Source organism: Embleya sp. NPDC050493 (assembly GCF_044458105.1).
GTDB lineage: Bacteria > Actinomycetota > Actinomycetes > Streptomycetales > Streptomycetaceae > Embleya.
Window position 1 is genome coordinate 24630 of the sequence record NZ_JBITHP010000013.1, and the last position, 14291, is coordinate 38920.

General features: G+C 71.3%; 11 protein-coding genes. 7 read left to right on the forward strand and 4 right to left on the reverse strand.

Features of this window, described 5'->3' with window-relative positions:
- The first annotated feature begins 16 nt into the window (after positions 1 to 16).
- The 4 genes from ACIBM5_RS24285 to ACIBM5_RS24300 all read left to right on the forward strand — a co-directional run bounded on the left by ACIBM5_RS24285 (position 17) and on the right by ACIBM5_RS24300 (position 5185).
- Positions 17 to 922 carry a carbohydrate ABC transporter permease gene (locus ACIBM5_RS24285; RefSeq protein WP_396008732.1) on the forward strand — a complete coding sequence of 302 codons (906 nt, stop codon included), beginning with the start codon at positions 17 to 19 and terminating at the stop codon, positions 920 to 922.
- Positions 919 to 2217 carry a 6-phospho-beta-glucosidase gene (locus ACIBM5_RS24290; protein ID WP_396008733.1) on the forward strand — a complete coding sequence of 433 codons (1299 nt, stop codon included), beginning with the start codon at positions 919 to 921 and terminating at the stop codon, positions 2215 to 2217. Before ACIBM5_RS24285 ends, ACIBM5_RS24290 begins: the two co-directional genes overlap by 4 nt.
- Positions 2205 to 3242 (forward strand): N-acetylglucosamine kinase, encoded by a 1038-nt coding sequence (locus ACIBM5_RS24295; RefSeq protein ID WP_396008734.1) that lies wholly within the window; start codon positions 2205 to 2207, stop codon positions 3240 to 3242. The genes ACIBM5_RS24290 and ACIBM5_RS24295 overlap by 13 nt, the downstream gene beginning before the upstream one ends.
- A gap of 506 nt (positions 3243 to 3748) precedes the next feature.
- A complete protein-coding gene (locus tag ACIBM5_RS24300; protein WP_396008735.1) occupies positions 3749 to 5185 on the forward strand; it encodes an MFS transporter in 1437 nt (478 codons plus the stop codon).
- A gap of 60 nt (positions 5186 to 5245) precedes the next feature.
- On the opposite strand, the gene ACIBM5_RS24305 is transcribed toward ACIBM5_RS24300, so the two are convergent.
- Positions 5246 to 6097: a Gfo/Idh/MocA family protein gene (locus ACIBM5_RS24305; RefSeq protein WP_396008736.1), complete on the reverse strand. Its 852-nt coding sequence runs from the start codon at positions 6095 to 6097 to the stop codon at positions 5246 to 5248.
- Between the two features lie 377 nt (positions 6098 to 6474).
- Here ACIBM5_RS24305 and ACIBM5_RS24310 point away from each other — a divergent pair, with 377 nt between their 5' ends.
- The gene (locus ACIBM5_RS24310; RefSeq protein WP_396008737.1) at positions 6475 to 6942 is read left to right on the forward strand and encodes a hypothetical protein; all 468 of its coding nucleotides are present in this window, start codon (positions 6475 to 6477) and stop codon (positions 6940 to 6942) included.
- A 181-nt stretch (positions 6943 to 7123) separates the two neighbouring features.
- On the opposite strand, the gene ACIBM5_RS24315 is transcribed toward ACIBM5_RS24310, so the two are convergent.
- From ACIBM5_RS24315 to ACIBM5_RS24325, 3 genes are all read right to left on the reverse strand, one after another.
- The gene (locus tag ACIBM5_RS24315) at positions 7124 to 8296 is read right to left on the reverse strand and encodes a N(5)-(carboxyethyl)ornithine synthase (RefSeq protein WP_396008738.1); all 1173 of its coding nucleotides are present in this window, start codon (positions 8294 to 8296) and stop codon (positions 7124 to 7126) included.
- A gap of 221 nt (positions 8297 to 8517) precedes the next feature.
- Positions 8518 to 10284 carry an alpha-glucosidase gene (locus ACIBM5_RS24320; protein WP_396008739.1) on the reverse strand — a complete coding sequence of 589 codons (1767 nt, stop codon included), beginning with the start codon at positions 10282 to 10284 and terminating at the stop codon, positions 8518 to 8520.
- 252 nt (positions 10285 to 10536) lie between these two features.
- Positions 10537 to 11490, reverse strand: a complete 954-nt coding sequence (locus ACIBM5_RS24325) for a GlxA family transcriptional regulator (protein WP_396008740.1) — start codon at positions 11488 to 11490, stop codon at positions 10537 to 10539.
- Between the two features lie 261 nt (positions 11491 to 11751).
- On the opposite strand from ACIBM5_RS24325, the gene ACIBM5_RS24330 reads away from it, so the two are divergent.
- Complete coding sequence (locus ACIBM5_RS24330; RefSeq protein ID WP_396008741.1) at positions 11752 to 12321, forward strand: protease; 570 nt, start codon at positions 11752 to 11754, stop codon at positions 12319 to 12321.
- Positions 12322 to 12493: 172 nt separating this feature from the next.
- Positions 12494 to 14275 (forward strand): ATP-binding protein, encoded by a 1782-nt coding sequence (locus ACIBM5_RS24335; RefSeq protein WP_396008742.1) that lies wholly within the window; start codon positions 12494 to 12496, stop codon positions 14273 to 14275.
- Positions 14276 to 14291: the final 16 nt, after the last annotated feature.

A 14291-nucleotide genomic window follows, 5' to 3' on the forward strand; every position in this document is an offset into this window, starting at 1 on the left:
AGAAGGGATCGGATCCATGGCCCAGACCGTCACGGCCGAGGCTGCCGGCATCGCGCCGCCGCTCGCGCCCGCCCGGACGCCGCCGCGCCCACAACGGCGCAAGCGCGTACTGACCTGGATCGGCGTGCACACGCTCGCCGTCACCGCCGTACTGTTCTTCATCCTGCCGTTCGTGTTCCTGTTCCTGACCTCGGTGATGAGCAACAAGCAGGCGCTGACCAGCGACCTGTGGCCCACCTCGTGGGAGTGGGGCAACTACACCAAGGTGATGAAGACGCCGGGCTTCGGCACCTGGTGGCGCAACACGCTGATGTACGCCGGGCTCGGCACCCTGTTCACCGTCGTCTCCAGCCTGCCGGTGGCCTACGCGCTGGCCAAGTTCCGGTTCCGCTTCCGGGGCGTGGCGCTGATGCTGGTGATCTCCTCGATGATGTTGCCGCCGCAGGTGATCGTCATCCCGATGTACATCTTCTGGGCCAAACAGATGCACCTGAGCGGGACGTTGTGGCCGCTGATCATCCCGATGGCCTTCGGCGACGCGTTCACCATCTTCCTGCTCCGCCAGTTCCTGCTCACCATCCCGTCCGAATACCTGGACGCGGCCCGGGTGGACGGGTGCGGCGAGTTGCGCATCCTGATCTCGATCGTGGTGCCGATGATCCGGCCGGCGATCGCGGCGGTGGCGCTGTTCCAGTTCTTCTATTGCTGGAACGACTACTTCGGTCCACAGGTGTATGCGTCCGAGAATCCGGGCGCGTGGACCCTGTCCTACGGCCTGGAATCGTTCAAGGGTGCACACCAGGTCAATTGGAATCTCATGATGGCCGCCACGCTTCTTGTGATGGCGCCGGTGATCCTCGTGTTCTTCTTCGCCCAGAAGGCGTTCATCGAGGGCGTGACGTTGACGGGAGTAAAGGGTTGAAGCTCGCGGTGGTGGGCGGTGGGTCCACTTACACGCCCGAACTGGCGGACGGCCTGGGCCGGTTGCACAAAACCTTGCCGGTCGACGAGCTCGTGCTCGTCGACCCGGTGATCGAACGACTCGAACCGGTCGGCGCGGTGGTGCGTCGCATCCTGGCCCGGTACGGCCACCCGGCCCGGGTGGTGCTGACCGACGACCTGGACGCGGGGGTCGAGGACGCCGACGCGGTGCTCTTCCAGCTCCGGGTGGGCGGTCAGGAGGCCCGCGCGCAGGACGAGGAATGGCCGTTGGACTGCGGCTGCGTGGGCCAGGAGACCACCGGCGCGGGCGGCCTGGCCAAGGCGCTGCGTACCGTGCCGGTGGTGCTGGACGCGGCCGAACGGGTGCGCCGGGCCGCGCCGAACGCGTGGATCGTGGACTTCACCAACCCGGTCGGCATCGTCACCCGCGCGCTGCTGGACGCCGGTCACCGCGCGGTGGGGCTGTGCAACGTCGCGATCGGCTTCCAGCGCCGCTTCGCCGCGATGCTGGACGTCGCGCCGAACCGGGTGCGGCTCGACCATGTCGGACTCAACCACCTGACCTGGGAACGCGGGGTGCACGTCCTGGACGAGCACGGCGAGCCCGGTCCGGACCTGCTGCCGACGCTGCTGGCCGAGCACGGTCCGGCGATCGCCGCCGACATCGAGCTGCCGGTGGAACTGCTGCGTGCGCAAAGCACCGTGCCGTCGTACTACCTGCGTTACTTCTACGCGCACGACGCGGTGGTCTCCGCACAGCGACACACCGAGTCCCGGGCCCAGCAGGTGGCCGCGATCGAGCGCGAACTGCTGGAGCTGTACGCGGATCCGACCCTGGACACCAAGCCGGAGCTGCTGGAACGCCGAGGCGGGGCCTACTACTCGGAGGCGGCGGTGGCCCTGGTGGCCGCGCTGCTGGGCACGGGTTCCGGGTCCGGTTCCGACGACGCCGATCGCGTCCAGGTCGCGGACGTGCGCAACAACGGCACGCTGCCGTTCCTGCCGGACGACGCGGTGATCGAGGTGCCGTCGCGGATCGACGCGAACGGCGCGACGCCGCTGCCGGTGGCGCCGCTGGGGCCGCTGCACTCCGGGTTGATCGCGCATGTCGCGGCGTACGAGGAACTCGCGTTGGATGCCGCGCTGCGCGGAGGGCGCGAGCGGGTGGTCACCGCGCTGCTCGCGCATCCGCTGGTCGGGCAGTACGACATCGCCGAGGCCCTCGCCGATCGACTGCTCGCGGCGGGCAAGGAGCACCTACCGTGGGCCCGGTGACGGAGGGCGGGGCCGATTCCTCCGGTGCGGCCCCGGCCGTGCTCGCGATCGACGCCGGCAACTCCAAGACCGACGTCGCGGTGGTCGACGCGGACGGTCGGGTCTGGGGGCGCGGCCGGGGCGCGGGCTATGCGCCGTACCAACTCGGCCAGGACGCGGCGGTCGAGCGGATCGCCTCGCTGGTCGAGGAGGTGCTGCGGTCGGCCGCGGGGGCCGGACCGGTGGAGCACGTGGCGGCCTACCTGGCCAACATCGACCTGCCGGTCGAGGAGTTGCACCTGCGCAAGGAGTTCGAGGATCGCGGCTGGGCCCGCACGGTCACCGTCGGCAACGACACCTTCGCGGTGCTGCGTTCGGGCACGGGCGCGCCGCGCGGGGTCGCGGTGGTGTGCGGGGCCGGGATCAACTGCGTGGGCCTGCTGCCGGACGGCCGGACCGCGCGCTTCCCGGCGCTGGGGCGGATGACCGGCGACTGGGGCGGCGGGCTCGGCCTGATGGAGGAGGTGATGTGGTCGTCGGTCCGAGCCGAGGACGGTCGTGGTCCGGCGACCGCGTTGGCCGACGCGACGGCCGGGCACTTCGGCCTGGACTCGGCGACCGCCGTGGCCGAGGCGGTGCATCTGGGCGAGTTGCCGTCCGAGCGGCTGCACGAGTTGGTGCCGCTGCTGTTCCGGATCGCCGACGCCGGGGATCCGGTGGCGGGCGAGGTGGTCGAGCGGCAGGCCAAGGAGATCGCGGTGATGGCGGTGACCGCGCTGGGCCGACTCGATCTGCTGGCGGAGGAGGCCGACGTCGTGCTGGGCGGCGGGGTCCTGGCGGCCCAGCCCCCGATGCTGATGGCGGCGGTCTCCCGCCTGATCCTGCACTCCGCGCCACGGGCGGTGTTGCGGGTGGCGGTCGATCCACCGGTGGTGGGCGCGGCCCTGCTGGGCCTGGACCGCCTCCGCGCCGACGGCCGAGCACCGGAGGACCCGACGGGCAAGGCGGAGCACCTGCTGCGAACCGGCTGGGGGCGTACGGCCTGACCCGACCGCGGCGCCCGGCACGGGGGTCGCCTGCGTACCGCCGGGAGAGGGCCGGCGTGCCGCGGGGGACCCGACGGGCGGGGCGGGGAGTCGGCCGCGCGCTCGGCGAGGGCGCACGGCCGAACCGGGCGGCGTCGCGTGGGCGGGGAGGTAGCGCAGCCTCACCGCCCACCGGCCGCCACCCCGGCTTCACGTCGGCCACAACGGCACCGCTGCCGCCGACTCGTGCGGCCGACCCGAGCAGCACCGGCCGCGTAGCGGACGAGCAACACGGATGCGGAGCACCGGACCGAACCCCGGCCGCGAAGCGCACGTGCGACCCACCACACCACCACGTACGACCCGGCCCCAATTGGTGCCCCGCGAGCGGAGGCGGGCGGCATCCCGGGTGTTCACGTCGGTCGCATACGATCCCGGCGGGGCGGGACCATCCGCGAGGGGACCCACATGATGCGGACGAGGACGACAGTGGGCGATTTCGCGTGACCGACGGTTCGGTATCGGGCTTGACCCGTGACCGCGCGACCTGGCTGCTGTATCTGCACATGGCCGCGTTCGGCTATTTCCTGTACTGCTTCGGCCCGTCCGTCACGCTGCTCGGCGACGACCTGGGCGTGAGCAACGCGGTGGCGGCGCTGCACAGTACGGCGTACGCGGCGGCCGGCGTGCTGATCGCGCTGCTCGGCGACCGGCCGATGCGCCGCTTCGGGCGCGGACGCACGTTGTGGGCGGGCTGCGCACTGTTGAGCGCGGGCGTGTTGGCGTACTGCGCGGCCGGCACGCCGGCGGTGTCGCTGAGCGCGGCGCTGCTGTGCGGCTTCGGCGCGTTCCTGGTGGTCAATGTGGCCGGCACGGCACTCGCGGACCACCACGGCCCGATCGCCGGCCCGAGCGCCCTGAACGAGGCCAACGGCCTGGCGGCCGGGGTCGGCATGGCCGCTCCCCTGCTGATCGGCGTGATGGACTCCTCCGGACCGGGCTGGCGCTGGGCGATGGTGGTGGTCCCGCTGCTCTTCGGCACGCTGGCGGTGAGCCTCGGTCGAACGCGGATACCGGATCTGGTGACGTCGGGGGCGTCCTCGGCAGGCGCGCCGGTGACCACACCGGGCCCGTCGATCTCGTCCGGTTCGCCGGGTTCATCAAATTCGCCGGATTCATCGGGCCCGCCCACGGCGCCGGAGGCGGCTTCGACCGAGACGCCCGCATCCACACCGGGCTCTTCGGACTCGTCGACCAGCCCGGCCCCTTTCTCGGCGCCGACGCTTCCGTCGTCGGCATCGGCCCCGCCGTCTGCGCACGCCTCGCCGGTCTCACCCGCCTTGCCCGTCTCACCAACCTCCCCGACATCACCGACCTCGCCGACCTCGCCGTCGAGTGGGTCGCTGCCCGCCGCGTACTGGTGGGCCTGGCTGTTGACCGTGTGCTCGGTGGGGGTCGAGTTCTCCCTGTCGTTGTGGGCCTCCACATTGCTGCGCGACCGCACCGGCATGTCCGAGGGCGCCGCGGCCACCGCGATGACCGCCGTCGTGGCCGGCCTGTGCCTGGGTCGCCTGGCCGGCGGTCGGCTCGCCCTGCGCATACCGCTGGACCGGCTGTACGGCAGCGCCGTCGCGGTGAACCTGGTCGGCTTCGCCCTGTTCTGGTCGGCCACGGTCCCCTGGCTCGCCTACCTCGGCCTGTTCGTCTCCGGCCTGGGCATGTCCGTACAGTTCCCACTCGCCACCGCGGCCGCCATCCGCGCCGCCGACGGCCGAGCCGACCTTGCCGTCTCCCGCCTGGCCGTGGCCACGACGCTGGCCGCCGGCGGCGCCCCCTTCCTCCTCGGCCTGGCCACCGACCTGATGCCGGTCCGCACCGCGTTCCTCCTCCTGCCCATCCTCCTCCTGGCCTCCCTCCCGATCCTCCACAAAAGCACCCGCCCCAAGCCCCCGTCCCGGCCCTGAACCGGTACGAGACGGCGCACCGCACCGCACGTGGGAAGGCGAGCGCGGCGCGGGGTGGACTCAGGGGCGGGCGAGGGCGGCTGCGGTCGTGGCGCAGGTGAGGACTGCTCGGGTACGGGGCCACGGCATGGGGGACGGGGCGCCGGCGGCCATGGCGAGTACGGCGCGCATGGTCGCGCGGTAGCCCAGGGCCTCCTGCCAGTCGGCGCCGCCCAGGCGAGCGGTCTCGACGCCGTCCTCGGTCTGTACGGCCACCTCGTACACCTCGTCGCCGCCCACGCCGGCGACCTCGATCGTGCCCACCCGCCCGTCGGGCCAGCCGAGCAGGATCGCGCCGACGTCCTCCGAGCGGGTCGTCGGGTGAACCAGCACCGAGCCGGTCGCGGCCAGTACACGCGCGCCGGGGCCGGCTGCCGCGTCCAGGAGTTCGGCGCCGTGCAGGCCGAGCGAGACCAGGGTGCCGCCGCCTTCGGCCGGGTCGTCCTGCCAGGCGCGCTCGGGCGTCAGGAAACCGGCGATGTCGTGCCGGACCAGCGCCCGGGCGCTCAGCACCCGGCGGCCCGCGACCCGCTCGGCCAACTCGGTTACGGCAGGCGCGTAGCGCAACACGGACGTGGTCAGGAAACGCTCCTCGTACCCGGCCACGGCCCGATCCAACTCGGCAAGCGCGGCGGCCGAGGACGCGGCCGGCTTGTTCACGAAACAGGGCAGGCCCGCCCGCAGGATCCGGGACACGGTGTCCGCGATCAGCGCCGGCCGCACCGTGACCACCACGGCGTCCGGCCGGCGGTCGAGCAACTCCGCGAGCGACCCTGCCGGCTCGCACTCGTGCCGCTCCCGAAAGGCCGCGAACCGCTCCGGCTCACCGGCATCCCAGCCGTCGATCCGCCGCACCCCCAGGTCACGGGCCACACCCGCATCCGTGAACGGGTGACTGTGCGCAAACCCGGCAAACCCAAGACGCATGCTCCGGACGTCCCCTCCGAACAACAACCAAGTCGCCCCGACCCTAGCTACCCCCGCACACCCCGCGCCCCGCCGCCACCCGCGCGTTCCACCGCGACCGGCTCGCGCCGCCATGCCACGCCACCCCGTCCGCGTCGCACCCCACGCACCACTCACGGACCGCCCCAGCGTCTCGCGCGGCCTGCGCCGCGTCCGCCGCCTCCGTCCCTACCGCCGGTTGTCTCCCGCGTCGGACTTGGCGGGCACAGTCGGCCGTGTGGGGGGTGGGTGAGCGGGTATGCGCTGACTGCGGGGGGTCATCGCCCTCTGGAAAAGGTGAAGCCATGTTCCTTCTGGGACTGTTGCTCGCCGCGTGCGCCGGAGCGTTCGCGGCCCTGCTGATCGCCTACAACACCTCTGGTGGACCCGAGTACACGGTGACCATCTTCGGCACCGACATGGTCACGCTCAACTCGCTGGCGATCTTCTGTTCGGGCCTGGCTCTGGGCCTGATCTTCAGCCTCGGCCTGCTCCTGATGGGCGGGAAGGCACGGCTGAGCCGGGCCCGGCGCAACCGCGAGCGGCGCGCCCGCGACCAGGCCGCCCTCGAACGCGACTCCGCCGCCGCCCGCGAGGACGCGGCCAAGGCCCGCGAGCGGGCCGCAGAGGCCGAGGCGCGCGCCGAGCGTGCCGGGCACGAGCCCGTGGGCGCCGACGAAGCCGACACCACCTGGTCCGCCGACACCGCCGCTCAGCCCGAGACGCACACCGAATCCGGCGGCGCCCACCGCCGCCCCTGGCACAAGGAGTGACCGGACGGCCACGCAAACGACGCACGAAGCACCACACGGTACGTACGAAGCGACGCAGGGAACGCGAGCAAACCGACGCCGAAGGCCCCCAGGAAGATCCACGGGGGCCTTCGGCGCGTGTGTGCACACCACGTACGGCCGGAGTTCGAGCCATGGGGCCTCGAAGCTGCGACCGTCGGCGTCATCCTCCCGTGTGGACCGCGGCGCTCGTCGGGTGCGGGTAGTCCGCGGAACGCTGCTGGAAACTGAGGATCTTCGGGTTCCGCACGACGCCGTCGCGGATCTCGATCGCCTTGGCGATGGTCGGGTCCGCGTCCCACGCCTCCGGGCCGTCCATGACCGTGCCGAGATAGGGGATCAGCGCCTCGCTGATCTCCCACGTCGCGGAGTCCCACAGGTAGGACGGGCTGTGGTCGACCGCGTAGTAGTGGCAGTTGTCGCCGACCGTGAAGGTCGGCTCCTCGAACGTGGTCGGGCGGGCCCATTCGAAGCCCATGCCGTCGTCGCACGAGACGTCGATGAAGAACGACCCCGGCCGATACTCGGGAAGGTCCCGGTTCAGCACGAAGGTCAAGGGCGCGTCGGTGTCCTGCCGGATGCAGTTCACCACGATGTCGTAGCCGGCGAGGTGGGTGCCCAGCGGCACCGGCCCGGTCTCGGTGAGCGCGTCCAACCGCGTCGGATCGTCCTCGCCGAACTGGAAGTGGCCCATCACGACCGAGGGCATCGGCGAGGCGACCGCCACCGCGTCCCGCGCGGTGAGTACGGTCACGTCCGAAACGCCCATCGCCTCCAGTGCTATCACCGCGCCGCGCGCCGTGGCTCCGAAGCTGAGCACCGCCGCCCGCATCCGACGACCGTAGCTGCCGGTCGCGCCGCCGAGTGCCAGTGCGTGCAACACCGAGCAGTAGCCCGCCAGTTCGTTGTTCTTGTGGAAGACGTGAACGCTGAACGCGCCCGCCGCGGTCCAGTGATTCATCTCCTCCCACGCGATCATCGTCAGCTTGCGATCGATGCCCAGCTGGGTCATCGTCGGATCCTGCACGCAGTGCGGCCAGCCCCACAACACCTGGCCGTCGCGCAGCGCGGCCACGTCCTCGTGGGTGGGTTTCGGCAGCAACACCACGTCGCTCTCCGCAAGCAACCGTTTACGCGGCAGCAGACCGGCCACGTGCCGGACGAGTTCCGCGTCGGCGACGCCGAAGCGCTCGCCGTACCCCTCCTCCAGGAACAGGTGTTCGCGCACGTCCGGGGCGATCCGCTCGATGTGCAGCGGGTGGACCGGCAACCGGTGCTCGTTCTCCTTCAAGGAGGAACCGAGAATGCCGAGGGTCATGCGAGTCCTGCGAATCATGAGATTCCTTAGGTAGACCTCAAGTATCCGCCCTGAAAACCGCACACCCACCGCACCGTGCCCGATTCGCCCGAAACGACGACCTCGACGGCGGCCCGCTCCCCTCCCGAGCGCCGGTCGTCGAGGCCGGGCCCGTCACCACGACCGGCGACACACGACGGCAGGGATGGTGACGGAAACGACAGCCCTGATACACCGTCCGCATCCGGTCTCTCGGGCCGCTACCCGTGCCGATGTACGCGGGCCTCCCACGGGCGCAGCACCATCTCGTCGATCGGCCCCGCGTTGCCCAGTACGAGCGGCGCCTGCGCCCACTCCGCCGCCAACTCGGCCGGTATCGCCACCGCCTCGCCGGTGAAGTTGGCGAGCACGAGCAGCGTGGTGTCGTGGTACCGGCGGGTGAATGCGTACACGCGTTCGTCGTCCGCGAGCAGCATGGTGAAGTCGCCGTGTACGACCGCCGGTTCGGTGTGCCGGAGGGCGATCAGCCGGCGGTAGTGGTGATACACCGAGTCCGGATCGGCCACCGCCGCAACGGCGTTGATCGTGGTGTGGTTGGGGTTGACCGGCAACCAGGGCGTGCCGGTGGTGAAGCCCGCGTGCTGGGACGCGTCCCATTGCATCGGTGTACGGGCGTTGTCCCGACCCCGTGCGCGCAGACCGTGCAATACCCGGTCCGGGTCCTCGCCGGCCCGTACCGCCTGTGCGTAGTGGCGCAGCGCCTCGATGTCGTGCACGTCCTCGATGGTGGCGAACGGCGCGTTCGTCATGCCCAGTTCCTCGCCCTGGTAGATGTAGGGCGTGCCGCGGTGCAGGTGCAGCACCGTGGCCAGCATGGTCGCCGAGCGCACCCGGTGTTCCGGGCCGTCGTCGCCGAACCGGGAGACGATCCGGGGCTGGTCGTGGTTGTTCCAGTACAGGCTGTTCCAGCCCGACTCGGCCAGTCCGGTCTGCCAGCGGCCGAGCGAGGCCTTGAGGTCGGTGAGCCGCAGTGGCCGCACGTCGAACTTGTTCCGATCGAAGTCCAGGCCCACGTGCTCGAATTGGAAGACCATGTCCACCTCGCCGCGGGCCGGATCGGTGAACAGCCGGGCCTGCTCCAGGGTCACCCCGGGCATCTCGCCCACGGTGAGCAGGCGTTCGGGCCGACCGGCGAAGACCTCGCGGTGCATTTCCTGAAGGTATTCGTGCACCCGAGGGCCGCAGACGTAGTACGGCGAGCCGTCGCCGTACAGGCCGTCCCCGTGCAGCCGGCCGTCCGGGAGGTCGGGGTCCTTCGAGATCAGGTTGATCACGTCCATCCGGAAGCCGTCGACCCCGCGGTCCAGCCACCATCGCATCAGCGCGTACACGGCCTGCCGGACCTCGGGGTTCTCCCAGTTGAGGTCGGGCTGCTTGGGCGAGAACAGGTGCAGGTAGTACTCCCCGCTCGCGGCATCGAGCTGCCACGCCGACCCGGAGAAGAACGACCCCCAGTTGTTCGGCTCCGCACCGGGCGCCCCGGCACCCGGCGCCCCCGCGCTCGGCGGCTCCTCCCCCGTGCGATCCGCCGCGGTACCAACGTCCTTGCGCGCCGGCCGCCACCAATACCAGTCCCGCTTGGCGCTGTTCGGCCCCTCGCGCGACTCGCGGAACCACGGGTGCTCGTCGGAGGTGTGGTTGACCACCAGGTCCATCACCAGCCGCATCCCGCGCTCGTGTACGGAGGCGAGCAGCCGGTCGAAGTCGGCCAGGTTGCCGAACATCGGGTCGATGTCCCGGTAGTTGCTGATGTCGTAGCCGTTGTCGTCCTGCGGCGACGGGTACACCGGCGACAACCACAACACGTCCACCCCGAGGGCGGCCAGGTAGTCGAGCCGTGCGGTGATCCCGGCCAGGTCGCCGATCCCGTCGCCGTCGGAGTCGGCGAAACTGCGCGGATAGATCTGATACACCACGGCGGACTTCCACCACACGTCGTCCGCGGCCCCCACACCGTCGAGCGTCATCCCTCGATCCCCGTCCCCTCTGCATCCCGCCCCGACAAATCCGTCCGAGCCCACCGTCAGTCCTGCCCAACCCGGCCCCACTTCATCGACCCTCCGACGACAAGCCGCACGAACACGCGTCCGGCGGACGGCGGATCGGACGGACGAGCGGAGCGGGGCGCGAACGCCCGTACGGCGAGCGAACGGGGCGGACGGTGGCCGGCGCGGGCGCAGCGGCCGGGCAGCGGTCGGCAGCGGTCGGCGGGGACCGGGTCAGGTGTTACGGGTGCGGAAGGCGCGGCGGTAGGACTGGGGGGTGGTGCCGGTGATGCGTTTGAAGCGGTCGCGGAAGGCGGTGGGCGAGCCGAACCCGGTCTCGGTGGCGATCCGGTCCACCGGGTGGGCGGTGGTTTCCAGGAGGTGCTGGGCTCGGCTGATCCGGACCCGGTGCAACCATTGCAGCGGGGTGGTGCCGGTCTGTTCGCGGAAGTGCCGGTTCAGGCTCCGCGCGCTCATTCCGGCCTGCGCGGCGATGTCGTCCAGGAGCAGTTCGCGGTCGCTGTGCTCGCGCAGCCAGCGGAGCAGCGGTTCCAGGCTCGCGCCGTCCGGGGCGGGTGGCTCGTGCACGATGAACTGGGCCTGGCCGCCCGCACGTTCGAGGGGCATCACGGCGTCCCGGGCACTGTCCGCGGCCACCGCCGAGCCGTGGTCGAGGCGGATCATGTACAGGCACAGGTCCAGACCGGCGGCGGCACCGGCCGAGGTGAGGATCGAGCCGTTGTCGATGTAGAGCACGTCCGGGTCCACCGCGATCTTGGGATAACACTCGGCCAGCTTGGCCGTGCCGAGCCAGTGCGTGGTGGCCCGCAGACCGTCCAGGAGGCCCGCCTCGGCGAGCACGAACGCGCCCACGCAGATCGACGCGATCCGGGTCCCCCGCGCCGCGGCCTCCCGCAGCGCGGCGACCGCAGCCGCAGGCGTGGGCTCGGTCGGGTCGGCCCTGCCGGGACAGACGATCGTATCCGCCTCGGCCAGCGCATCCAGCCCCCACGGTGCGCGCAGCGTGAATTCCCCGGCGTCCACGTCGGCCCCCGCCTCGAGCGCACATACGCGGACCCGATAGGCGGGCCGCCCGTCCGGCAACCGGGAGCGTCCGAAGGCCTGGATCGGCGTGGTCAGATCGAACCCGATGACGCCGTCGAGGGCCAGAATGGCGACGGTATGCATGGCAATAATCTATGCGTCCACCCGATTCCCGCCAAAGTCGCCGACTCGGCAACACGCCCGCACACCGACACACGAACGCGGGAAGGCGAGAAGGCCGGAGCGCGAGAAGGCGGGAAGGCGAGAAGGCCGGAAGGCGGACACACCAGAATCGGCCCCGGATACCGGGCACCCGCCGAGCCCGGAATCGACGTGGCGAGAATCCGTGGAACAGTGTCATTATTGCCACTCGTCGCGCCCCGGTACCGCTTCTAGCCTCGGTCCGTGACCAAGTTCCTCCTCGCCATCCACGTCCTCGCCGCGATCGTCGCGATCGGACCCGTGACGGTCGCCGCGAGCATGTTCCCGCCCGCCGCCCGGCACGCCCTCGCCGACCCGCACGACGAACATGCCCTCGCGATCGTCCGCAACCTGTCGCGGATCTGCCGCATCTACGCCGTCGTCGGCGTCGTGGTACCGGTCTTCGGCCTGGGCGTCGCGCTGAACATGGACGTGCTCGGCGACACCTGGTTGATCGTCTCGATCGTGCTGACCGCGCTCGCCGCGGCGGTCCTGGCGCTGCTCGTACTGCCCCGGCAGGACGCCCTCCTCACCACCATCGCCACCACCGAACCCGCGCCGGCGCCCACCCCCGGACACACGGCCGAACCCGTGCTCGCAACCGCGACCGAACCCACACGCACGCCCCCACTCACCCCCACACCCCCCGCCCAACCATCCGCCGCACACCGCGCCACCGTGCGGCTGGCCATGTTCACCGGCATCTTCAACCTGCTCTGGGCGACCGTGACGGTCCTGATGATCGTGCGCCCGGGCTCGACCACCGGCGCCTGACCCCCGCCCCAACCCCGCTCCCACCCGCCCCCGACCCCACCCCGCGTGGTACCCGACCGCGCGTCCCCCCACCAGGTGCAAGAATCCGCGATCCGGGCAGGTATCGGTCCTCGTACGATGTCCGGGCTCACGGCCGGCACGGCAGCGGGTTCGCGACGATGGGGACGATGTGGTGGAGCAACCGGACGAAGCCGACCCGCGATCGGGGTCGCCGACGCACGCCCCGCGCCGGCGGGCGTGGGACACCCGACGCTGGCTGCTCGTGGGCGTGTCCGCGACATTGGTCGTACTGGCCCTGCTGACGCTGTCCGGCATCTGGGTGTTCACGCGGTCGACCTCGGTCAACGGGCACCTGGTCGACCACAGTTCGCCGGCGCTGATCGCCGCGGTGCGCCTGGAGACCGCGTACGCCGACCAGGACGCCGCGATCCGGGAGCACATCCTGACCGGCAACGCACCTCTCCCGAACGCCTATGCGGTCGGCCGCGAGACCGAGCGCGAGCAGGTCGCCGTGCTGAACGAGCTGTTGCGCGACGACGCCCGCTCGATCGCCCGGCTGCGGGTGGTGCTGGAGCGCGCCCGGACGTGGGAGGACCGAGTGGTCCGCCCGGCCCTGACCGTCACACCCGGGACGACGCCGCCGGCGGAGGTACGCGCGGCCCTCGCCGACCCGTCGCCCTATGCGGCGCTGCGCACGGCGACCCGCGACCAGGTGGAGCGCCTCCAGCGTCAACGCGACGTCGCCCGAGCCGACCTCCAGGACGTCCGCGATCTGCGCACGTGGGTGTTCAGCGCGATCGCGCTGGTGATCGTGGCGGGCACGATCATGGTGTTCGCGGGCCTGCGCCGCGGCGTCACGCTGCCGGTGGGCCGACTGGTGGCCGACGCGGACGCGGTGTCCCGGGGCGATTTCGGGCACGCGATCACCCCCACCGGACCGGCCGATCTGCGCGCCCTGGCCGAAGCGATGGAGGCGATGCGCAGCCGGCTCGCCGACGAGTTGGCCTTCTCCGACGACGCCCGGCGCCGCCTGGACGCACAGGCCACCGAGCTGCGCCGCTCCAACGCCGATCTGGAACAGTTCGCCTACGTCGCCTCGCACGACCTCCAGGAGCCGCTGCGCAAGGTGGCCAGCTTCTGTGGCCTCCTGGAGAAGCGCTATCAGGGACGGTTGGACGAGCGTGCCGACCGCTACATCGCCTTCGCGGTGGACGGCGCGGTCCGAATGCAGGCCCTGATCAACGACCTGCTCGCGTTCTCCCGGGTCGGCCGCGGACCGGTGAACGAGACCTCGGTGGACCTGAACACCGTGTACGAGACGGTCGTCGGCGATCTCGACATCGCCATCCGCGAGGCGGATGCCGAGATCACGCACGATCCACTGCCCACCGTGCGCGGCGACCGCATCCAGTTGTCCGTGGTGTTGCAGAACCTGATCGCCAACGCGGTGAAGTTCCGCCGGCCGGACCGGCCGGTGCACATCGTGGTGGGCGCGGAGCAGGTGGACGGGATGTGGCGGATCTCGGTGACCGACGACGGCATCGGCATCGATCCGGCGCAGGCGGACCGCATCTTCGTGATCTTCCAGAGGCTGCACACCCGCGACGCGTATCCGGGCAACGGCATGGGCCTGGCCATGTGCAAGAAGATCGTCGAGTTCCACGGCGGCACGATCGCGCTGGACCCCGAACACACCACCGGCACCCGGATCACCTTCACCCTGCCCATCACGACACCGGCCGACGCTGCACCGACCGACACGACCCGCGCCGGCACAACACCGACCGTCACGAAGCCCCCCAAGAAACAGGCGCTCACCAAGAAGCAGGCGCCTACCAAGAAGAAGGCGCCCGTCGAGCAGCAGAAGCCCACCGAGGAGCAGACGCCGACCGATCGGCAGGCGCCCCCCGAGGAGCAGACGCCGACCGAGAAGCAGGCACCCACCGCGAGGTGAACGCCGACCGGCGGGA